The sequence below is a fragment of the Mucilaginibacter gossypii genome (assembly GCF_017569325.2).
Taxonomy (GTDB): domain Bacteria; phylum Bacteroidota; class Bacteroidia; order Sphingobacteriales; family Sphingobacteriaceae; genus Mucilaginibacter; species Mucilaginibacter gossypii.
This window is the reverse complement of sequence record NZ_CP071878.2, coordinates 4,315,042-4,338,637: the sequence shown is the minus strand read 5'-3', so window position 1 is coordinate 4,338,637 and position 23,596 is coordinate 4,315,042. Positions and strand designations below refer to the sequence as shown.

Here is a 23,596-nt window from a genome sequence, read left to right as displayed (position 1 = left end):
AGAAAAGCCTGATAAGGATGAATGAAAAAATTATCCAATCATTTTTATCAGGCTTCCCGTTTCATCAGAGGTTTGGAGATTAGGTTAGCTCATAAAAATTGACGGTATTTCACCTGCAAAGTGATTTACCACCTGGCCTATCGGTTGACTTAAAGCTTCAAAAACTCCGATGGGACTGTCAGGTTAGTCCCCGCTTCAACAATTCCTGAAAAATATTTTTCATCAGTTTCCTCTCCCCAAAACCACTCTGTTTTAACTAAACCTATAATTCATACCCAATACCAAACTGTTCTTGATTTGCAGGCTTTTACGGGCAAACCAATCTCATTTTTTATACGTTATTTTGTAGTAACCAATTATAAATGTATGGATACTTTGTTAACCGATACCCCCTCAACAGGCGGGTATGATTTTGCTATGAACGAAAATCAGCAAATGGTTGGCCAGATGGCCAAAGACTTTGCCGAACGTTATATTAAACCTCATGTAATGGAATGGGACGAAGCCCAGGTTTTCCCTATCGACTTGTTTAAACAATTGGGCGAGCTTGGCATGATGGGCATTTTTGTGCCCGAACAATATGGCGGTTCCGGTTTCGGCTATTTTGAATATGTAACCGTGATCAGTGAAATAGCCAAAGTTTGCGGTGCTATAGGTTTATCGGTTGCCGCCCATAATTCGCTTTGTACGGGGCATATCCTTGCCTTTGGCAATGAAGAGCAAAAGTTGAAGTGGCTGCCCAAACTGGCCACTGCCGAATGGCTTGGCGCCTGGGGATTAACCGAGGCCAACACCGGTTCGGACGCGCTGGGTATGAACACCACCGCCGTTTTGGATGGCGACCATTATGTAGTGAACGGCTCAAAAAACTGGATAACCCATGGTAAATCGGGCGATGTGGCGGTAGTGATGGTGCGTACAGGCAACAAGGGCGATTCGCACGGGATCTCAGCGCTGGTGATTGAAAAAGGTACGCCGGGTTTTACCCATGGTAAAAAAGAAAACAAGCTGGGTATGCGTGCTTCAGAAACCACGGAGCTTATTTTTGATAACTGCCGTGTACCAAAGGAAAATTTGCTGGGTGTTGAGGGAGAGGGCTTCAAACAGGCCATGAAAGTGTTAGACGGCGGCAGGATCTCGATAGCGGCGCTTTCGTTAGGGATTGCAAAAGGTGCTTTTGAAGCGGCGGTTGCTTACGCCAAAGAGCGCCGCCAGTTTGGACAGCCTATTGGTAATTTCCAGGGGATAGCATTTAAGCTGGCCAATATGGCTACCGAAATTGAAGCAGCCGAACTGCTGATAATGCAGGCCGCTGATCTGAAAAACCGCCACCTGCCGGTCACAAAACAATCGGCCATGGCTAAATATTTTGCCTCTGAAACGGCGGTTCGCACAGCCACCGAGGCTGTTCAGATCTTCGGTGGATATGGTTATACCAAGGATTTCCCTGTTGAGAAGTTTTATCGTGATGCCAAACTTTGCACTATAGGCGAAGGCACCAGTGAGATCCAGAAGATAGTGATTAGCAGGGAAGTGTTGAAAGGATAGGGAACCCGGTTATTCTGCCTGTAGTTATTGATTTACAATTATATTATTTGTAAACCCTCTGTATGTAAAACATATAGAGGGTTTATTTTTTTGTATTTTAGAGATTCTTCTGAACATACCCTAAAATGCTTTATAAAAGTTCTTTTTTGTAGAGACGCATCACATGCGTCTCTCATAGGGCAAGCTGCTTTTTAGAGCGTTACTATACATCTTGAATTGCAAACGGGAGACGCATGTGATGTGTCTCTACATTAAAAAATTAATGTTTTTAAACAGCTATCTTACAATTCAAATTTAGATAAGCCTACAAATTCCTGGATCCGGGCGGCTATTTCCTCTTCGCTAAGGTTTCTTAATCTTTCTGAACCAAATTTTTCAACACAGAATGAGGCCAGGGCCGAACCAAAAATGATGGCGTTTTTCATGTTGTTGAAATTAACGGTGCCTACTTTAGCCATGTAGCCAATAAAGCCGCCTGCAAAAGTATCGCCAGCGCCAGTAGGATCAAATACTTCGGCCAATGGAAGGGCGGGGGCACTAAAAATCTTATCTTCATGGAACAGCAATGCACCGTGCTCACCTTTTTTAATGATGATGTATTTAGGGCCCATGGTTAATATTTTGCGGGCAGCTTTAACCAGTGAAAACTCGCCGGATAACTGGCGGGCTTCGGCATCGTTAATGGTTAGCACATCCACCAGCTGGATGGTTTTTAAAAGCTCATCAAGGGCAATATCCATCCAAAAGTTCATGGTGTCCATTACAATAAGCTTAGGGCGGTTTTTAAGGCGCGCTATAACTGTTTGCTGTACCTGCGGAGAAAGGTTGCCCAGCATCAGGTATTCGCAATCCTGGTAACTATCAGGGATAATGGGATCGAAAGCTTCCAATACATTAAGCTCAGTTACCAGAGTATCGCGGCTGTTCATGTCGTTATGGTAACGCCCGCTCCAGAAAAATGATTTTTCGCCCTGTTTTATCTGCAGGCCTTCAGTATTAACGTTGTGCTTTTGAAGGTCCTCAATCTCGTGCTGCGGGAAATCATCGCCAACAACCGCAACGATTTTTATTTTATCATAAAAGTAAGAAGCACCCAAACTTGCAAAGGTTGCAGAGCCGCCTACTATTTTATCGGTTTTACCAAAAGGGGTTTCAATGGCATCAAAGGCCACAGTGCCAATAACTAACAAACTCATGTAAAGATATTTATATTTTTTCGCCGCAAATATTGTGAAAATTAAGGGATAATCATTCATTGTTGCTGGTTTGTGATGCCAATTTTCATTGGAGAAAACATAATTTAAGCTGGTTCAGAAAACTGGCAGCTGAAAAAAAGGGGCTTTGCAGAAAGAATTGCCATCGCTAAAAAAATGCTGTAGTGTGTCTTTGGGTTTTAAGTAGCACATAATCAGGGGCTAAAAAAGCCTGTGAAAAATAATTAAAATTTTTTTTAATAAAAATTGTGAAATATCCGATGAGTTTTTACCTTTGCCCCACTCCAAACCGGATTAGATTCCTGAGTAGCTCAGCCGGTTAGAGCATCTGACTGTTAATCAGAGGGTCGCTGGTTCGAGCCCAGCCTCAGGAGCAAAAGCCTCACAGACATGTGAGGCTTTTTTTATATCTATATTCTGTAGATTACTTTGCAGGTAATGGTCAATGTCACCATTTAACAATAACTGCCGCGCTTTTCTGATCCAACTTAGTGACAATTTAATTGGGGATTCCTCGAATTTAGATACAAAACATGCGAAAATGAGACGATATGCGTGTATTTTGACACGATATGAAGATATCCCGGCATCACTTTCACTTATTTTTACGATCTGAATAAGACTTCAATTATATACTGTTCATGAACCAATCTAACCGATTTAAGTCATTGGTCTTGCCGGCATATACATGCACAGGAAAGAAAAACGCCCGCTGAACACCGGCAACACCTGTTTTAGCATCCGGCCCAATATCGACCAACTCTAATCTTATACATGGACAATAATAAACTGATCACCAAGCCGCATTATCCGATACTGGATGGCTTACGCGGTGTTGCAGCCATTATCGTAGTTACCTTTCACCTAACCGAACCATTGGGAAGCGGTCATCTGGATATCATAGTTAACCACGGGTACCTGGCTGTCGATTTCTTTTTCCTGCTATCGGGTTTCGTTATGGGCTATGCTTATGACGACCGCTGGCATAAAATGACAATCGGCAGTTTTTTTAAACGCCGTATCGAGCGACTTCAGCCTATGGTAATTCTCGGGATGACATTGGGTGCCATAGGTTTTTATTTTACAGATTCTACGCTGTGGCCGCTCATTCATACCGTACCAATTTGGAAGATGCTACTGGTAATGCTGATCGGTTATACCATCCTACCAGTACCGCTGTCTTTGGATATTCGCGGCTGGCAGGAAATGCATCCTCTTAACAGCGTAGGATGGTCATTGTTCTTTGAATACATCGCCAACATTCTTTATGCGGTTTGGATAAGAAAATTTTCAAAAACTACATTGTCGGTTTTAGTATGCGTTGCAGCTGTAGCACTTGCGCACCTGGCTATCACCAATGGAGATGTCAGCGGCGGCTGGACACTTAACGTGGAACAGGTGCGCGTTGGCATTACCCGCACCATATACCCATTCTTTGCCGGCCTGTTGCTTTCACGTATTGCTAAACCAGCCCGCATCAGGCACGCATTTTTATGGTGCAGTGTTTTAATATCGATAGTAATGTATATGCCGCGCATCGGCGGTGCTGCCCATCTTTGGATGAACGGGATCTACGAGTCCGTTTGCATTATTATCATTTTTCCGCTTATCGTTTATCTTGGTGCCGGCGGTAAGGTCCATACCCAAACGGAGAGCAGGGTATGCAGGTTTCTCGGCGATATATCCTACCCTCTTTACATGGTGCATTATCCGCTGGTTTATTTTTACGTAGCATGGATCAGCAATCATAAAGGCGTAACCATAGTGCAGGCCTGGCCTTATGCTTTAGCTATTTTGATTGGTGCAATTTTCCTGGCGTATATTACTTTGAAATGGTATGATGAGCCGGTTCGTAACTGGCTGCAAAAAAAACTTGGCTAAAAAGAGATCTTGAACAAAAGCGGCCTCAGCGTACCTTAACAGGCAAAGCATTAAAAGCAATAAAACATGGCCTGAATTTCTTAAATTCGTAGCATAAGAGATAAAACTTACGGTAAAGGAGGGTCAGCAAAATTAATATTGAGCAAACTTTCGAAATACCGGTTAGCAAAGCGTTAAGTGAACAAAAGCATTCAATTTATCTATAAAAAGCATAATACCTTACCACCTATGAAAATAACACGCGTTTTTATGTTTTCCTGCCTCCTCATATTAGGCTGCGCCGGGCCGAAAAAACTGGCTGACGCCGGCAATGCCGATAAAGGCTGGACGAAGCTGTTTAACGGGACCGACATTAACGATTGGTTTGTAAAGATCAATCATCACCTGGTTGGCGAAAATTATGGCAATACCTTCCGGGTAGAAGATGGCATGATCAGGGTTAGCTATGATCAGTACAGCGATTTCAACGATCAGTTTGGTCATTTGTATTACAAAACCCCGTTCTCTTACTATCACCTGCGGTTTGAATACCGCTTTGTTGGTAAACAGCAAAAAGGCGCACCAGACTACACGCTTCTTAACAGCGGCGTCATGTTTCATTCACAGGATCCCCGAACTATGCTAAAGGACCAGGATTGGCCGATATCGATAGAAATGCAGTTATTAGGCGGCCTGGGCGACGGGAAACCAAGGCCAACAGGAAATATGTGCTCGCCCGGCACCGATGTTGTTTATAAAGGAAAGGTTTCGCCCGACCATTGTATCAACTCTACTTCAAAAACCTATGACGGTGACCAGTGGGTAAAAGGCGAACTGATTGTTCAGGGCAACAAATTAATTACCCATATTATCAACGGCGATACCGTACTTCAATATTCAAGGCCTACCATTGGCGGCGGCGTGGCACATGGCTATGATCCTAAATACAAGCAGGATGGCAAATTACTAAGCAGCGGCTTTATCGCTCTGCAAAGTGAAGGGCAGCCCGTCGATTTCAGGAATATAGAGATTAAACAGTTGCCGGATACAGACCGGTAGGTTGTAAACAGAAGCCGGGTTTGTTAATATTTCTCCTGAGTTAACAATAGCTGTTAAATGGGCAAAAACAACACGTTATACGAAACTATTTCCCGTAAATACCCGTATCACAGGCAAGCAGTACTAACTTAAAATAAGCTCCCGGTAACCCGGAATTATCATGAACGTTAAAGGCGGTTTGGTCAATATAAATTCTTGCCCGATAGAACTTATTAAGACTAAATTCCTGAAACCAAATTAATAAGTTCCGCAAGATAAGAGCATTTATTTAGCCGCTGCAATGCTTGTTTTGGCTTATAACATCAACCGATTAGAAATACGATAAAACTAACCAGCAAAATAATAATGAGGCCAATATTGCTTTTTATCTGCTGTTTATACCTGCTTTTTCCCGGATTATCCTATTCGCAAACACCCGCCCTTAAATTTAAACAGCTTAGTACAAATGAAGGCCTGTCACAGAGCCATGTAATAACCATTATTAAAGATAGCCGTGGTTTTATGTGGTTTGGCACCGAAGATGGCCTTAATAAGTACGACGGTTATAAGTTTACGCATTATAAGCACGACCAGAATAATAAAACAACCATCATCGATAACTATGTATTAGCTATAACGGAAGACAGTTATCATAATTTATGGATTGGAACCGAAAGCGGGCTTGACAGATTTGACCGGGCCTCAAATACATTTATCCACTATTCCAATCATTTAACTTTTGCTGTACAGTCTGTTTTTTTGGATAGTAAAAAAAGGATGTGGTTGGGCACCAGCAAGGGTTTATATCTGTTTAATGCTGCAAATGGTTCATTTAAAAGATTCACACATGCCGCGAATGGCACAAACAGTATAGCTAACGATTTCATTTACCAGGTTACCGAGGATAATAATGGCTGGTTATGGATAGGTACCGATGACGGGCTTTACCATTTTAATCCACAAAACGGTAAGTTTATTGGTTATGTTCATGATCCTGCAAACCAAAACAGCATCGGCGCCAGCTGGGTAAAGGCGGTATACAAAGATAGCAAAGGCAATATTTGGGCAGGTACACATGGAGGAGGCCTGGCATTATATAACAATAAAAATAATTCGTTTATAAATTTCAAACACGACCCTGATAACAGCAACAGTATTTGCCATAACGATATTCTTTCGATACTCGAAAACGGCGACGGGAAACTCTGGATAGGGACCGAAAATGGCGGCATAAGTGTGCTCGATTATCCGGCCAATAAATTTACTTGCTACAAATTTGATGCAAACGACCATCACAGCCTGAGCAGTAACTCGGTTTATTGTTTATATAAAGATGATACGGGGAATACCTGGATAGGCACTTATTCGGGCGGTGTTGATTTTTTGCCTGGCTTTGGCGATAAATTCAGTTCCTACAGTCAAAACCCCAACAACCCGAATAGTTTGAGCAACAACAACGTGCTGGCCATCTCCGGTGATGATAGTGACGAAAATATTTGGATAGGCACCGACGGGGGCGGCCTTAATTTATTTAATCGCAAGAAAAAGACCTTTGTTCATTACCTGCATAGTGATAATAACAGCAACACCATAAGTAATAATTATGTAATGGCCATAGTGCCAATAAATAAAGATGTTATTGGTATTGGTTATCATATTGGCGGGTTTGACCTGTTTGATAAAAAAAAGGGAGCCTTTACACATCACATGCCCCAGGCAAATAATCCGCGTAGCCTCTCCCTTTCAGATATCAACAATATGTATAAAGACCGTGACGGCAATATATGGTTAGGGACCTGGAAAGGGGGCCTTAATCATTATAACGTAAAAACCGGTCTCTTTACACGGTACAGGAACAACCCGGAAGATAACAACAGCATAAGCAGTGATATTGTTACAGCAGTGTTTCAGGATAAACAGGGCAATATGTGGATAGGCACTGATGATAACGGGTTGAATGTATTTAACCCTAAAACAGGCCGCTTTACGCACTACACGCACGATGAGCGGGATAAACGCAGCTTATCAAACAACACTGTCGAGTCGATTATCGAAACCGATAACGGTGATATATGGATAGGTACCAACGGCGGCGGCCTTAACCTGTTTAACAAGCATAATCAAACATTTACTATATACACCGAAAGAGAGGGTTTGCCCAATAATGTGATCTATGCGATTTTGAAAGACCGCAAAGGTAACCTCTGGTTAAGCACCAACAAGGGGATCTCCCGGTTTAATCCCAAAACAAAAGCCATTAGAAACTATGACATTTCTGACGGGTTGCAGGGAGATGAATTTAAAGGCCATTCGTGTTTTCAAACTGCCGACGGGGAAATGTTTTTTGGCGGCGTAAACGGCTTCAGTACTTTTTATCCCGATAGTTTAAAAGATAATGACTTTGTCCCTCCTGTTTATATTACCGGGCTGCAGATTTTCAATAAGGAGGTAAACGCCGGGGCTAAAAACTCCCCGCTTCAAAAAGATATCAGCGAAACAGACTCCATAAACCTATCTTACAAACAGTCGGTACTTACATTTGAGTTTGCGGCCCTGAATTATACCATTCCCGAAAAAAACCAATATGCCTACAAGCTGGAAGGGTTTGATAAAGATTGGAATTATGTTGGCAATAAAAGAACGGCCACTTATACCAACCTTGATCCGGGTAGTTATACATTCAGGGTTAAGGCATCAAATAATGATTGCAAATGGAATAACAAAGGCACATTTATCATCATCAACATTAAGCCTCCTTTTTGGCTTACCTGGTGGTTTAAATTAATTGTAGCGTTAATTTTTATAATCAGCGGCCCGGCATTTTATCTTATCCGTACACGTTCTATATTAAAGCAAAAGGCCGAGCTTGAGCGCCAGGTGAAAGAACGTACCGGGCAGCTGGCCCGTGCCATAGAAGTTGAAAAAAAATTAGCCCTCGAGGCCGAGGAGGCTAACAAGGCTAAAAGCATATTTTTGGCTACCATGAGCCATGAGATCCGCACACCTATGAATGGGGTAATCGGGATGGCGTCGTTACTGGCCGAAACTCCTTTGGATGAAGAGCAGCGTACTTTTGCCGAATCTATACAAACCTGCGGCGAAGACCTGCTGGCGGTGATTAACGATATTTTAGATTTTTCGAAAATAGAATCGGGCAATATGGAGCTGGAGGAAAAGGATTTTAGCCTGCGTACCTGTATTGAAGAGGTTTTTGATGTTTTTGCCCTAAAAGCCGCCCACCTGAAGCTGGACCTGGTTTACCAGATTGACTATGATGTACCGGCGCAAATTATTGGCGATAGTTTAAGGCTTCGCCAGATCCTGATCAATTTAATCAGTAACGCTATCAAGTTTACCAAAAAGGGTGAAATTTATGTAGCCGTGCATTTGCTCAGCATATCAGATGATAACCAAATCGAATTAGGCTTTGAGATAAAAGATACCGGCATTGGTATTTCTGCCGATAAGCTGCACCGGCTATTTAAAGCATTTTCGCAGGTTGACTCATCAACCACCCGGCAATACGGAGGTACCGGCCTTGGCCTGGTTATAAGTGAACAACTTGTAAAATTAATGGGCGGCAAAATCAGTGTAGAAAGTGAAGTTGACAAAGGAAGTACGTTCAGGTTTTCTATTCACTCGCAAAAAAGTTTACTACAGGACCCTGTACAAATAAACCATACCATGCAGGGTTTTGAAAAGAGCGAAATTTTGGTTGTTGATGATAATGATACCAATTGCAGAATTTTAAAGGCTCAACTGGAGCAGTGGCAACTAAGCCCGGTAGTAGCCAAATCAGGCGAACAGGCTCTTGAGATCCTGGCGCAGCAGCAGCATGATTTTAAGCTTGTTATTACCGATATGCAAATGCCCTTTATGGATGGGATTGAACTGGCAACCTTAATACGGGCCAAATACCCCGAATTACCTATAATGCTGTTGAGCTCCATCAGCTATGTTTTCCATAAAGATAACCCCGGTTTGTTTTGTTCTATACTAACCAAACCTGCAAAACAGCATAACTTATACAAGCACATTATAAAGGAACTTGGCAAGCATGTAAATTCTGTCACTCATGAGTCGCTGCACAGCGATACTGCAAATCATAAACTGCCTGATAATTTTTCAGAAAGTTACCCATTGAGGATTTTGGTTGCCGAAGATAACCAGATGAACCAAAAACTGATCATGAAGATATTGAGTAAGTTAGGATATGAAGCCGCTTTGGCAGCAGACGGCCTGGAGGTACTGGATTTGGTTAATAAAAAAACATTCGATGTTATTTTAATGGATGTACAAATGCCCAAAATGGATGGCCTGGAAGCTACGCGAATAATAAAGAAGCGTTTCCCGGAACGGCCTTTTATTATAGCGATGACGGCCAATGCCCTCCAATCCGATCTGCAAATTTGTATAGATGCAGGTATGGACGATTATATAAGCAAACCATTTAAATTAGATGACCTGGTTAAAAAACTTGTAAAATGGGCAGGGAAGAATACAAGTACCACGTAGCCCTGAAACAGCAGGATATAACAAGTTGAATAAAATTGCAAAATATCAATGAAAATTATACTTTTGCAATCCCCAACCGGACAACACTCCTGAGTAGCTCAGCCGGTTAGAGCATCTGACTGTTAATCAGAGGGTCGCTGGTTCGAGCCCAGCCTCAGGAGCCTTAATGGGCAAGCACGAAAAACGGTCGCTTGCCCTTCTTTTTTTGTGCCTAAAGTGCTGATTGACAAATATGTAATGTTGAAAAAGTCATTCGTTTTGGCGGTTTGATGTCGTAGTTCTTCAAAAGTAAACTTTTCGGGGTACATCGAACCAATTATTCCCCTATTTTCGCAATAAGTACTTGATTTGTAATAGATATCGTCAATTCTCGTCAGATGATTAATAGCTTGCTTTGCAGTTGGCTCAACATTCACCATAAGCCCGTTTGGCGATCAATGCCTCTGAAAGCTTTATTTCCAGTTTTTCAATAGCTGCCTCGCTTTCCAATTTGATGATTTTAAAATCCGAACCGTCGATATCGCCGCTCAATAACAATTTCCGCGCTTATTTAGGATCATTTTATATAAATAAATACCGATAATTTATTTGGCATTCTACGTCACATAATGAGGTTCAGGGAAGTCTGTTTAATACCATGAAAAGACTTTTTACACTTATAGCTTTGGCGTGCATTTATAATGTGGCAGCCGCACAGGGAACTTATAAGAAACTGGATAGTTTGTTCAGTAATCAATTGGATGCAGGTTGGCTAAATGGAAATGTTTTGATCGCTGATCACGGAAGGGTAATTTATAAGAATTCATTCGGTTATGCTGATATTCCAAATAAAATACCTAACACTGATAAGTCAGCATTTTTCCTTGCCTCGGTAGCAAAAACAATTACCTCAACAGCAGTTCTGCAATTGGTTCAAAAGCGGCGGGTCAATTTAGACAGTCCATATAAAAAATACATCCCTGAATTTCCTTACCCTGATATTACAATCAGAAATTTGCTTTCGCATACCTCGGGTTTGCCAAGAGACAAGGAAGAAATCTTCGATACGGTTTTAAAGGTACAGCCCGCAAAAAAATTCAATTTTCGTGACATAATCCTCGTTTTGCAGCAATATCCCAAGCCGCTGTCCTTTAAACCTGGGGATCAGTTCAGCTATTCTAATATCAACTATAACTTACTTGCCGTTTTGATTGAAAAAATATCAGGTATGAATTTTGACGCCTATCTAAAAAAGTACATATTCGGCCCAGCAGAGATGACAGGTTCTTACTTGTGCAATCCTCGAACCGCTCAGAAAGCTGATGTTACCAAACGTTACTCTTATCCTAAACACTATTATCCGCATCTCATACAGGCTGATTCAATTCCAAATGATACAAGCTACACCATATTTTGGGGACAAGGAAATGTTATCAGTACAACAACCGACCTGCTGAAATTCGACCAAGCATTGTATCATAATAAACTGGTGAACGAACAGTTACTGGATGAAGCCTTTAAACCAGCCATACTGAACAATAAAAATGAAGTGGTGGCGGGAGGAGGTGTCTCTTACGGTTTAGGTTGGTTTATTTTAAGAGGTAAAGGGCCTGATAAGATCGTCTTTCATACCGGATACATCGAAGGCTTAAGAAGTGTGATCATGCGAAACCTGTCAAAGAATCAGACGGTCATTATTTTGGATAATGCCCAAAGTTTTACCAATTTCATTACGGCTTCAAATGCCATCAGCATTCTAAATAACACCCCGCAAGAGAAAGTTAAAATATCCATAGCCGACAGGTATGCAAAAATTCTATTTGAAAAGGGAGGAGACATTGCGGTAAGCAGACTTGTACAAATGCAGGCTGATACTTCACACTTCCGGTATGGTGTACGCGAAATGGATACTATTGCAAACGAACTGCTGGCCGATTCTTATACAGATAAAGCTATAGAAGCCTTCAAGATCAATCTAATATTACATCCGGGCGATCCCGAAATGTACACCAGCTTTGGTAAGGCACTAAATAAAGCAGGAAAAAGAGAAGAAGCTATTTTAATGTATCAAAGGGCACTGTCTTTAAAGCCTGATGATAAGACTATAAAAGATAGTCTTACTAAATTGGAACAGCGTTGACGTTGATTGACTGAATCTCAACGTCCAATCCAAATGTAGTTTTAGTGCATGTCAAACTTTCATAAGTATAAATGTTGTCCCAATAACACTCGACTCTCAAAATTGATGGTTCGAAAATCGCACATTATGGTTCATGAAAAATGCTCTAATTCATTCAAAACGTACATTTGATCCAAAAGGTGGTTCGAATTCCGCCCAGTTAGGTGAGCAAAGCCTCACAAACAATTGGGGCTTTTTTATTTGATACAACCCGGACTGATCCATTAAATTCAGATCTCTCGTTTCCTGAAACCAAAAGGTTCAATAGCTTTGCAATCCAACAAAAAGGTTAATTATTATGGAATACTCAAAAACCTATATTGCAAAAGATGAGCATATAGATGTACAGGAGATCATGGATGGTTTATATTATCCGTTTTATATGGAATATTGCAGGCATGATTATATCAGGGAAATATTGGGGTTTGATTTTGAAACCGAAGCTAAAAACGGCATTTACATGGTACTGTCAAACTATAGCATCAGCTTTCTCAGATCACTAAAAAAGGGCGATGAATTTAAAGTTACCTGCACCTTATATACTGATAAAGGGGGCTTACCCAAGCTGCACTTTAAACAATCAATAATATGCAACAATAAGGTAATGACCAAGGCTGTATTTACGGGCACCTGTGTGCCGGCAACTGGCGGCAGGCCGTATTTACCAACCTCGGTATTGGAAAAAATAAAAGATGCCCCTGTTCTTGAAGATTAAGCGACCGGTAGAGCACCGGTAATATTTATACAAAAGAGGCTACCTGTCGATAGCCTCTTTTGAGATTGCTTAAAGCCTGAAATAACCGATGTATTATGAACCGGCCTGCTGCAACTTAGCATTTTATACAGCGGCAGGGGCTGCGTATGTAGCCGGATAAAGTTTACGGAACATCAGGTAGGTAACCGTTACCATGATAAATGCAACGATGGCATCTATGGTGGCAGGAAAACTGAGTACGGCGATTTTAGACAAAAAAGCAAATATAATATCGAAGAAAATACCTGCAAATACCCATTCTTTTAATCTAAGCAATCTGTTAGGTGTTAAAAGAACTGCTACTCCCGATAGTTTAGCGACACCAAGAATATAAATAAAGTGTGGAGGATAGCCCAGTTTTAAGGTGATATCCCACACAAACTGGTTTTTGGTCAGCTCGCCAAATCCGCTTGCTGCAAACCATAATGAAGTCATTGCTGTTCCTATCCAATAGATTGTTTTTACTGTTTTTGTTGTCATGATATGTAGTTTTGAGTTGTTTGATGGCTCAAAATTGTGGCAAAATCAACGGAGATCTAACCACTTTCGGGATGAAGCAGACAAACCGAGCTGCCGGCCGGACAATCCGGGCCCCAACTTGCATATGTCATTGATACAAACTGCTTCAATATGCTAATTGAAGCCTGCCATAAAGCTTTTTGTCCTGTCGATAATGGTTGTAGCGATCCTGGTGATAGGCGTATAAACCAAACACGACGGGGGCGGAAAGACGGGTTTTATCCTGCAGTTAAATGGATTAATATGCAATGCCCGGGCCTAATTTTTCAATGTTTGAAATGTCCGGTTCAGGCACTTCTTTGTCGGGTTAAAGCACTTGGGCTCAACGATGATTGCACCAGAGGAGCAAAAGGGTTTTAGAAAGGCAGACAGGTGTGAGCATCTGCTTTTAAGTAAACAAAAAAACCAGGATAGGAAATGCGTTTTTAACATTTCCTATCCTGGTTACTGTGTTATTTAAAAAGAGGGATTATTTATCTGGCAAAACTTTCGGCTTCTATAATAGCGTCAGCAAAAGCTTTAGGGGCTTCCTGCGGTAGGTTGTGGCCTACTCCCCCGGTAATAGTGTGATGTGCATATTTACCTTTAAAGCGGGCAGCATAATCAGCAGGCTTAGGATGAGGAGCACCGTTGGCATCGCCTTCAAGGGTTACGGAAGGTACAGTTATAGGAGGCGCGGTTGCTAATTTTCTTTCCATGTCATCATATTTTGCCTCACCTTGGGCAAGGCCCAGGCGCCAGCGATAATTATGGATCACGATAGCAACATGGTCGGGGTTGTCAAAAGACGGGGCGGTTTGCGCGAAAGTAGCGTCGTCAAATTTCCACTTAGGTGATGCTGTTTCCCAGATGAGCCGGTTAAAGTCACGCCTGTTTGCCTCGTAGCCCAATTGGCCGCGCTCGGTACTAAAATAAAACTGGTACCACCATGATAGTTCTGCTTTGGGCGGCAATGGTTTTTTATTTGCTTCCTGGCTGCCTATCAGGTACCCGCTTACCGAAACCATTGCTTTGCAGCGCTCGGGCCATAATGCCGCCACGATATTTGCTGTACGCGCGCCCCAGTCAAACCCGCCAATAATTGCACGGTCTATTTTCAGGGCGTCCATCAGCTCGATAACATCGGTAGCTATTGCGGCCTGTTGCCCGTTCCTGAAAGTTTGTGCCGAAAGGAATTGTGTTGTGCCATGGCCGCGCAAATGAGGTACAATAACCCTGTAGCCGGCTTTGGCAAGTATGGCTGATACTCCAGTATAGCTATGTATATCATATGGCCACCCATGAAGCAGGATAACAGGCTGTCCGTTTGCCGGGCCGCTTTCTGCGTAGCCAATATTAAGCAAGCCTGCATTTATCTGTTTGATCGAGTCGAAAGAAGCTGTAGAAAAAAGAGTATTGTTTTGCTGTGCCGGTGAATCTATCTGTTTGGTTTCTGCTTTAAGTAAACCGAGACCGCCTAACTCTGCTGCTGCAACTGTTAATGCGGAGATACCAAGAAAGCGGCGACGGCTGAATGTTGTTTCGTTGTTCATGTTTTTCGGATTGGTTTGATTAATAATTCGCTTTTAGATGCTTTCCTCATCATCGGGCATAACAAAAGTACACCAGCACCAGGATTATGGAAGTGGTTGATGCATGAACCGGACAAATGGTGACTTCAGTTGGACATATTCCCCGCCAGATTTGCCATTATCTGAAATTAGTTGGAAGTGGCAGTGATGGTTGGAGCGCAGTAACGACTAATCCTTACGTTTTACAGTATGGCCAGGTTGTTTATACCTCATTATTTTGCTCGTGCGTGTAACAATTAGCAATGATTGCTGTATTTTGCTGAAATTTTTTTGTTAATACGCTGTCTGAAAATGAAGTTCATCTCCAAAATTGCAAACCGGTTTATTTATATAATTTTCTTGTTGTTTCCGTGGCCGGTTTTTGCCCAAAACCTGGTTAAATATGTACAGCCCATGGCCGGTACAGCTATTGCCACTACAGCTTCCGCACTAAAACATGGACAGGCGGCTGATACGCGGTTTGCCAACACTATTCCCGCGGTTACTGCCCCCTTTGCCATGACACAATGGACACCCGAAACCGAGAGCGGCGAAACCAAGTGCGTACCTCCATATTATTATAAAGACAGCCTGTTCAACGGCCTCCGTGGTTCGCACTGGTTAAGCGGTTCATGTACGCAGGACTATGGCAGCTTTACCATTATGCCCATCACAGGCAAGCTAACAACAGCTAATTATAGTGCTGCATTTAAACATGTTGATGAACTATCGTCGCCGTACCTTTATAGCATAAATCTTAATCAGTATAAAGTGAATGCTGCGGTAACCTCCACAGAGCGTTGCGGCATGATGCAGTTTACCATGCAGCAGGCCGACAGCCTTTATTTATTGATCAAAGCTAATAGCGATTATCATGAAGGCTTTGTAAAAGTGGATCAACAAAAAGGCGAAATATCGGGTTATAATCCTGCTCACCGTATTTACCAGGGATGGGGGAAAAGCGCAGGTTTCAGCGGTTTCTTTGTGATCAGGTTTGAACGGAGTTTAGGTAAAACGGGCACTTTTGATGGCGATAAAATATTTATTGCAGATAGTATCAAAAACGATGCTGGTACAGGGGTTTATGCCGGATTTAAGCTCAATAAAGGCGAAAAGCTAACGATCAGGATAGGCACTTCGTTTGCCAGTTTGGAAGGCGCCCGCAAAAACCTGCAGGCCGAGATGCCGGGGTTTGATTTTCATAAGATGGTAGAAAGCAGCAGGGTAAAATGGGAAAAGGCCTTAGGGCAAATCAACATTTCAACTAAAAATGAGCAGGATAAACGGATCTTTTATACGTCATTTTACCATGCCATGCAGCATCCGCGTCTTTTTAATGATGTTGATGGCAGATACCCCCGTTTTGCCGGCGATTATCAAATTGAACAATTATCAGGCGGCAATTATTATGATGATTTTTCGATGTGGGATATTTACCGGGCACAGTTGCCGCTGTTTGAGATCCTGAACCCATCTTTAATGAATAACCTGGCAAAATCACTGATTTTGAAAGGTAAACAAGGCGGGTGGATGCCTGTTTTCCCCTGCTGGAATAGCTATACATCCGAAATGATCGGCGATCATACGGCTTCTGTAATCAGTTCGGCATATTTAAAGGGGATCACTGATCTTGACGCTAAAGAAGCTTACCAAATTTTAAGGCATAACGCTTTTGAATTACCTGCCAATCGCGCCGACTATGTAGAAGGCAAGGGCCGCAGGGCATTGGATAGTTATTTGAAATATCAATACATCCCGTTAGAAGATAGCGTACGCGATGCCTTTCATAAAATGGAACAGGTGAGCCGTACAATGGAGTATGCTTATGATGATTACGCGCTGGCGCAATTTGCAAAAGCTTTAAAAAAATCTGCCGACTATATCACGCTCACCAAACGGGCAAAATATTATGCCAATGTATTTGATGCTACAAGTGGCTTTGTTCGCGGCAAGCATGCTGATGGTACATGGATATCCCCCTTTGATCCTGATAAAAAGGCGACTTATATTACAGAAGGTACCGCACGTCAATACACCTTTTATGTACCGCAGGATGTACCCGGTTTGGCAAAGTTGATGGGTGGTGCGAAGAAACTGGAACAGTCGTTAGATAGCCTGTTTGAAAAAGGCGAATACTGGCATGGCAATGAGCCGGGGCACCAGATCCCTTTTATGTATAATTACACACCATCGCCATGGAAAACGCAAGCCGCCGTACGCAAGATCCTGGCGACAGAATACAGTGATGGTCCGGGTGGTTTGGGAGGAAATGATGATGCCGGCCAAATGTCGGCCTGGTATCTGTTCGCTGCGATGGGTTTTTACCCGGTAAACCCGGTTTCGGGTGAGTACCTGTTGTGTTCACCTTTGTTTGATAGAATTGCTATCACGCTTCAAAATGGCAAAAAGTTCGAGATCATCTGTCATAAACCGGGCCCCAGATCAATGTATATCCGCTCGGTAAAATTGAATGGTAAAATAATGCCTAATAATTTTATCCGTTACAACGATATCAGCAAAGGCGGTAAGCTCGAAATATATCTGAACGATCAACCGGGAAATAACTGGGCAGTTAAACCATTAAATCAACCTAAGGGGATGTGATAAATGCGCAATCCCGCGTTTTTTATTCCTTAACCCAGAAATGTTCATTGGGCAGATTAAGTAAAAATCAGATGACGTAGGTGCAGTTTACCCGGAAATATGTAAATTGTCATAAACCAAAAAACATACCTATGAATTCTCGTCGTGATTTTTTACAAAAGTTGGGTTTATCGGCCCTGGCCCTGCAACTTGCGCCATACTCAGGATGGGCGGCAGGAACAGATAAAACCGAACAGGTTTATGACGGCCCGGTATTGCGCGTGGCTATTATGGGACTTGGAGGCTATGGAACCATAGTTGCAGAAGCTATGCGGAAATGTACCAAAGCTAAACTGGTTGGGGTAATTAGCGGAACCCCATCAAAAGTTAAAGCATGGCAAAGCAAATATGGCATCCCCGAAAAAAATTGCTACAACTATGAGAATTTCGACAACATCAAAAATAACTCCGATATCGACGCGGTATACGTTATTACACCCAATGGCTTGCACCACGATTTTGTGATCAGGGTAGCTGCAGCCGGTAAACACGCTATATGCGAAAAGCCAATGGCCGTGAATGCCAAAGAGGGGCAGGAGATGGTTGATGCCTGTAAAAAGGCCAATGTAAAGCTGTTGGTTGGCTACCGGATGCATTTTGAACCAAAAACACTTGAAGTGATCAGGATGAGGCAAAACGGCGAGTTTGGGAAGATCAGGTTTTTTCAGGGGCAATGCGGGTTTACCATCGGCGATCCCACACAATGGCGGTTGAATAAAAAGCTTGCCGGTGGCGGCTCTATGATGGATATTGGGATCTATGCCATCAACGGATCCCGCTATATGACCGGTGAAGAACCGATATGGGTTACCGCCCAGGAAACTAAAACCGATACGGTGAAATTTAAAGAAGGGGTTGATGAAACCATCCAGTTCCAGTTCGGCTTCCCAAGCGGGGCCGTTGCGTCCTGTCTGTCAACCTACAATATGAACAATCTCGACCGATTTTTTCTTGATGGAGAAAAAGGCTTTGCCGAAATGCAGCCTTCTACCGGCTACGGGCCAATTAAAGGCCGCACCCATTTGGGCGAGCTTAACCAGCCCATTACCACACACCAAACCGTGCAGATGGATGAAATGTGCGAGATTATATTTAATAACAAAAAACCGGTAGTACCGGTAAACGGCGAAGAGGGAGTGAAAGACCTTAAAATTATTGATGCCATTTACCTTGCTGTTAAAACCGGGAAGAAGGTGGAGATAAGTGTTTAATATTGTTCAAAGGTAAAAACATACGTATGTGCCGAATTTATTTCGGCACCTCGCTGGATATTCACGCTTGCCAGGTTTCACAATTAATTCTTGCATACCTGTCCGTCGCATACTTTGGAAATGGGGTGCGGAAATAAATTCGGCATGACGGTTTTGCTTTTTTTGTAACCCATTGAGAAGCCTTTGCAGTAAGGAAATTAATATTCCACCTGCTATTGGCATATTTAGCCGAACCTGTAACAAGCCGCTGGTATGCTCATCTAAATATAAAAACTTAGAAAAAACATGAGCACCAAAGAAACATTTTCAATTAACGGTGAAGCGTTATTGGGAAAGATAAAAGAGATAATTAACGAAGGTAAAGCCAGCAGGATCACCATTTCAGACAAGCACGGTAAAGAGCTAATGACTTTTCCGTTAAGTGTTGGTCTTTTCGGGATGATCCTGGCACCGGTTTTTGCTGCCGTAGGTACCCTGGCCGCACTGGTTACGGAATGTACTATAACGGTAGAACGAGAAGAGGAAGACAAAGAAGATACCCCCAAAGAATAAGGTATCTTCACAATATGATCCTGCGAAACTAAAGACCTGAAACTTCAGGTCTTTAGTTTAAATTCTCATTAAAAAAATCTATAGTCCTTTTCCAGGCCAGTTCTGCCGCGGCCTTGTCATAACGTGGAGTTGTATTATTATGAAAGCCGTGGTTTGCGTTTTCATAGATATAAGCCTGGTATTTTTTGCCATTCTCTTTAAGCGCTTTTTCGTATACCGGCCAGCCATCTGTAATCCGGGTATCCAGGGCCGCGTAATGCAGCAACAGCGGCGCTTTAATTTTAGGGACATCCTCAACAGCCGGCTGACTTCCATAAAATGGAACGGCGGCAGCCAAATCGGGAACACGTACAGCCATCATATTGGCAATTCCTCCGCCAAAACAAAAGCCTACAACACCTACCTTACCATTGCAATCTTTATGGTTTTTCAGGTATTCATAGGCAGCTATAAAATCTTCCTCCATTTCGCCTTTATTTCGTTTGGCCTGCATGGTACGCCCTTCGTCATCATTGCCGGGATAGCCGCCAAGCGGTGTTAGCGCGTCGGGTGCAAGGGTAATAAACCCTGCAAGGGCAGCTCTTCTTGCCACATCTTCAATATAAGGGTTTAAGCCCCGGTTTTCGTGAACTACCACTATGCCACCCAGTTTCTTCTTTGCATCTGCGGGCTCTGATAACAGGCCTTTAATTGTACCGCCGCCTTTGGGCGAAGGGTAATTAATATAGCCCGATTTTAAACGTGGATCGTCGGATTTTACCTGTATGGCACCCTGGTAATCGGGCATCAGGAAACTCATTAATGCGGTTACGGTCAGGCCGCCCACTGCATACATGGAGAGCTTTTGCACAAATGAGCGCCTGTCGAGGCGGCTATGTGCGTAATCATCATACAGGTCGAACACTTCCTGTTTGATATCTTCTTTGCTGATTTGGTTCATATTTCCGGAGGCTTTGTTCAAATTTACCGGTTAGGTTTTGTTTAGGGTGTAACAGTCTCGTTACCGGTAATGTTTTTTGTGTTGATTGCCAGGCCAACCACCGTTATGGCCGAAATGTTTACCCGCTACGGGACGCCTGAAGAAAAGAAAGAAATTATCGTATTAATAAATGCAGAACGGCACTAACGGCACTGTTTATATTGGCGATCTGGAAAGCCCAACCGGCTAAATAAACCTATAGAACAAAATATCCAAAAAGTTGGAAAAGTAGCCCTGAGCGAAGTACAAACCAGAGGCATACCAAAAGATTACCTGAACCTTTCATCTTCATCACCGGGAGCGCACATCGATGCAGGTATCTTTATAAGGTAAAAACAATTAATGTGCTTATTTAATGCAGATTTAGATCAATGCCCTTTTCCAAAGTTTTTTTCACCCGCTTCAACAGCAATATCAACCCGGTTTTCGTCAGGCGGTTTAGGGCATGAGTAGCCGCTGCTGAAAGCGCAGTATGGGTTGTAGGCTTTATTGAAATCTATAACAATCGAGCCGTTTTTAATGTCTTTGGTAGTAAGGTCGATATAGCGGCCTCCGCCATAGGTTTCAGAGCCGTTGGTAGCATCGGTAAAAGGCAGGAACAGGTAATTGCTGAAAGCAGGGTTTTGCGACAGGGCGATGCTTTTGTAAATGGTTAACTGCATTGGTTTACCCTTAAGCGTAAACGAAAGTTGTGCATAACGTACATATTGGCTACCTGCACCGCTGAAGGTAGGTATAATAAAAGTTGATTGATTAGTCAATAATTCAGCTTTAGCAGTTACGCGGTAGATACTATCAGCATCATAAAACCTTAAAAATTGCAGGTCATCCTGTTTAAGCGGAGATCGCGGGTCTTTTAAAAAATCATCCTTATAATTTTGCCTGAAGGCAGCAATTTGCTCTTTATGAGTTTGTGCAAAACTGTGTTGGCCAATGAAAAAGATAAATAAAAGGACAATGAAATATTTCATGTGTGGTGCAGGGATTAGGCTCAAAGATAACTTAGATACAATTCAAAAAAAAGCGTCATTTGCGAAGCACGAAGCAATTCCAGGCTTCTGTCCCATCAGGGTCTCTCGCAGAGGACCCTGATGGGACAGACTGTGACGGGAGACAATAACATAACATGCGCCAAACAGGCGTACTTGCTTGGCGAAGACATCAGGGTCCTCTACGAGAGACCCTGATGGAACGTAACTTTACGAGCTACAAGCCTTTTGCACCTCTGGTGCATCTGTCCTTGGGCAATTAATACATGTTTATTAAATTGTAAAATCCCCCAGAAGGAGAACAGGTTTGTACAAAACGTCACAGCCCTTACCCGAACCCGAGAGTGGTTCAACTTATCAGGATTACCCAATTTGATTATTGATTTTATGGGAAAACTTAAATCTGCGAGAGATCCTGATGGAACACAAATGAGTTTATGATATGCTGTATGACGTTAAATCACCCCTTCAATAAAAAACTCATTGATCCCTTCAACATCACTCAAATGGGTAGTTATCCGGCTAATCTTATTATCAGTAATATCGCAAACTATGGCTACCTGCTCATCCAGGATCAAATCGCCACGGCTGGCAGTATTGTGAAGCGACAGGGCTACACTATCCAATCCGTATAAAATGTGGTTTAATTGAACCATTACCCCAAAATCACGCAGCTGACCGGCACGTTTAATCACGGCATCGGCACCGACAGCAGGACCCGAAAGCAAACTTGTTCCCGGCAGGGTCCAGGTCACATCATTGGCAAGGGCCGGGCGCATGAGCTCCCAATCACGATTTTTTAGTCCTGTTAAAAACTTATTTGCTAACTGGCCTTTTACTTCTTCGGTGGTTTTCATGATGATATGTTTAGCTATTAGTTAAGAGGTCAGCGGCAGGAAAATCTACCGGAACTTCGGTGTTGGCAAATACATAGTTAGTGTACACACGTATGGTAATAAAGGCAATAAGGTCCATTAAAGCGGCTTCATCAAAACCGGCTTCGAAAAAGTTATTTTGTAAGGTTTCATCGCCTTTACCTTTATTTTCAACAATTGATTTGGCTAAACCAATAATGGCGTTCAGTTTATCATCAGCTGTATGGCCTCTCCTGATATCCAGGGTTTGTTCTTTAGTAAAACCGCGTTTCATGGCCAGCATACTATGACCGGCTAAGCAATAGGCACAACCGTTTAGCTCCGAAACGATAAGGGCAATGGCTTCCCTTTCTTTGGGGGTAAACACGCTTTTGCTCATGTCATCTTCCATATCCATAAACATTTTAAGTGCAGGTGCCGAATAGCCCATGGTGGCATAAAGGTTAGGTACTTTACCAACGCGTTTTGTGAAGGTATCAAACATTACCTGCGCTTCGGCACTTACCTGTTCGCGGGTGGGAACATTTATAGTTTTCATGATTATACTATGGTTTAATATTATTTACTTGTTGTTTTACGTTTAAGATAAAGTTGCGCGGTTTCGCTCATAGTGATGATGGCACCGCCAAGGATCACGACATCTTTAATAACCAAACGACCGCGGCCTGACAGGTATGGGAAGCCCCATTGGTTATCGGTTAAATGTGGTACCCAGCTTTCGGGCGTGGTGACCAGGAAGGAAAGCGTGCCCAAAGTCATGATAAATACCAGGATACTGGCAATCATGCTTGGTATTGGTGCAACTTTATAAAGCGCAACCAATATGCCCAGTGTTACCAGGAAAATACCCAGGCCAACAGAAAAGCCATAAGTATTATTTTCGATATGCCATTGGTGGTTGGCAGCAATCAGTTCGCCTTCTTTATTGATGTGTTTTTTGTATTCTGTTGGATGATTGTAAAAGAATGACATCACCGGGCTGTTGGCCACAAAGGGTACAACGCCATCGGCTTCGTAAGTGAAAAATTTAAGCCCGCCTATCCAAAGGAATACGACTACGATGCCGAAACGGACTGCTTTTTTACCAAGCTGATCAAGGCCGGCTATGGTATTTATGATTGAAGTTTTCATGTTGTTGTTTTTTGATAAAGCAAAACTACAACGCTATGAGCCCCGCAAACATGGACGAAA

General features: G+C 42.7%; 17 protein-coding genes and 2 tRNA genes. 11 read left to right on the top strand and 8 right to left on the bottom strand.

All coding sequences use genetic code 11. The features are described 5' to 3' along the window. Positions 1–366 precede the first annotated feature (366 nt). Positions 367–1,548 (top strand): acyl-CoA dehydrogenase, encoded by a 1,182-nt coding sequence (locus tag J3L18_RS18160; protein WP_129568600.1) that lies wholly within the window; start codon positions 367–369, stop codon positions 1,546–1,548. Between the two features lie 281 nt (positions 1,549–1,829). On the opposite strand, the gene J3L18_RS18155 is transcribed toward J3L18_RS18160, so the two are convergent. Continuing rightward, positions 1,830–2,744 (bottom strand): PfkB family carbohydrate kinase, encoded by a 915-nt coding sequence (locus J3L18_RS18155; RefSeq protein WP_090534112.1) that lies wholly within the window; start codon positions 2,742–2,744, stop codon positions 1,830–1,832. A gap of 318 nt (positions 2,745–3,062) precedes the next feature. Here J3L18_RS18155 and J3L18_RS18150 point away from each other — a divergent pair. From J3L18_RS18150 to J3L18_RS18120, 7 genes are all read left to right on the top strand, one after another. Further along, positions 3,063–3,136 (top strand) — tRNA-Asn (locus tag J3L18_RS18150). Positions 3,137–3,536: 400 nt separating this feature from the next. Then, complete coding sequence (locus tag J3L18_RS18145) at positions 3,537–4,643, top strand: acyltransferase family protein (protein ID WP_129568599.1); 1,107 nt, start codon at positions 3,537–3,539, stop codon at positions 4,641–4,643. Between the two features lie 228 nt (positions 4,644–4,871). After that, on the top strand, positions 4,872–5,681 hold the full coding sequence (locus J3L18_RS18140) for a 3-keto-disaccharide hydrolase (protein WP_090534052.1): 810 nt from the start codon (positions 4,872–4,874) through the stop codon (positions 5,679–5,681). Between the two features lie 345 nt (positions 5,682–6,026). Next, positions 6,027–10,175, top strand: a complete 4,149-nt coding sequence (locus J3L18_RS18135) for a hybrid sensor histidine kinase/response regulator (RefSeq protein WP_129568598.1) — start codon at positions 6,027–6,029, stop codon at positions 10,173–10,175. Between the two features lie 87 nt (positions 10,176–10,262). Further along, positions 10,263–10,336, top strand: a tRNA-Asn gene (locus J3L18_RS18130). Between the two features lie 476 nt (positions 10,337–10,812). Beyond that, entirely contained in the window at positions 10,813–12,294 is a 1,482-nt protein-coding gene (locus tag J3L18_RS18125) for a serine hydrolase domain-containing protein (RefSeq protein WP_129568597.1), read from the top strand. 337 nt (positions 12,295–12,631) lie between these two features. Next, positions 12,632–13,048, top strand: coding sequence for an acyl-CoA thioesterase (locus J3L18_RS18120; protein ID WP_129568596.1), 417 nt, complete (start codon positions 12,632–12,634; stop codon positions 13,046–13,048). A 123-nt stretch (positions 13,049–13,171) separates the two neighbouring features. Here the strand turns inward: J3L18_RS18120 and J3L18_RS18115 are convergent, their stop codons facing one another. Next, on the bottom strand, positions 13,172–13,567 hold the full coding sequence (locus tag J3L18_RS18115) for a DoxX family protein (RefSeq protein ID WP_129568595.1): 396 nt from the start codon (positions 13,565–13,567) through the stop codon (positions 13,172–13,174). 512 nt (positions 13,568–14,079) lie between these two features. Continuing rightward, entirely contained in the window at positions 14,080–15,138 is a 1,059-nt protein-coding gene (locus J3L18_RS18110) for an alpha/beta fold hydrolase (protein WP_129568594.1), read from the bottom strand. 330 nt (positions 15,139–15,468) lie between these two features. On the opposite strand from J3L18_RS18110, the gene J3L18_RS18105 reads away from it, so the two are divergent. The 3 genes from J3L18_RS18105 (at position 15,469) to J3L18_RS18095 (ending at position 19,562) form a co-directional block, all read left to right on the top strand. Continuing rightward, positions 15,469–17,760, top strand: coding sequence for a GH92 family glycosyl hydrolase (locus J3L18_RS18105; RefSeq protein ID WP_129568593.1), 2,292 nt, complete (start codon positions 15,469–15,471; stop codon positions 17,758–17,760). 131 nt (positions 17,761–17,891) lie between these two features. Beyond that, positions 17,892–19,010 (top strand): Gfo/Idh/MocA family protein, encoded by a 1,119-nt coding sequence (locus J3L18_RS18100; protein ID WP_129568592.1) that lies wholly within the window; start codon positions 17,892–17,894, stop codon positions 19,008–19,010. A gap of 285 nt (positions 19,011–19,295) precedes the next feature. Then, positions 19,296–19,562, top strand: coding sequence for a DUF4342 domain-containing protein (locus J3L18_RS18095; protein ID WP_090534028.1), 267 nt, complete (start codon positions 19,296–19,298; stop codon positions 19,560–19,562). 52 nt (positions 19,563–19,614) lie between these two features. Here J3L18_RS18095 and J3L18_RS18090 read toward each other — a convergent pair whose 3' ends face one another. The 5 genes from J3L18_RS18090 to J3L18_RS18070 all read right to left on the bottom strand — a co-directional run bounded on the left by J3L18_RS18090 (position 19,615) and on the right by J3L18_RS18070 (position 23,536). Then, the gene (locus J3L18_RS18090) at positions 19,615–20,502 is read right to left on the bottom strand and encodes a dienelactone hydrolase family protein (protein WP_091172280.1); all 888 of its coding nucleotides are present in this window, start codon (positions 20,500–20,502) and stop codon (positions 19,615–19,617) included. Positions 20,503–20,909: 407 nt separating this feature from the next. After that, positions 20,910–21,512 carry a DUF1684 domain-containing protein gene (locus J3L18_RS18085; RefSeq protein ID WP_129568590.1) on the bottom strand — a complete coding sequence of 201 codons (603 nt, stop codon included), beginning with the start codon at positions 21,510–21,512 and terminating at the stop codon, positions 20,910–20,912. Positions 21,513–21,985: 473 nt separating this feature from the next. Continuing rightward, positions 21,986–22,387 (bottom strand): nuclear transport factor 2 family protein, encoded by a 402-nt coding sequence (locus tag J3L18_RS18080; RefSeq protein WP_208102420.1) that lies wholly within the window; start codon positions 22,385–22,387, stop codon positions 21,986–21,988. A 10-nt stretch (positions 22,388–22,397) separates the two neighbouring features. Next, positions 22,398–22,943: a carboxymuconolactone decarboxylase family protein gene (locus J3L18_RS18075; RefSeq protein WP_129568589.1), complete on the bottom strand. Its 546-nt coding sequence runs from the start codon at positions 22,941–22,943 to the stop codon at positions 22,398–22,400. Positions 22,944–22,963: 20 nt separating this feature from the next. Further along, positions 22,964–23,536, bottom strand: coding sequence for a DUF417 family protein (locus tag J3L18_RS18070; RefSeq protein WP_129568588.1), 573 nt, complete (start codon positions 23,534–23,536; stop codon positions 22,964–22,966). Positions 23,537–23,596 lie beyond the last annotated feature (60 nt).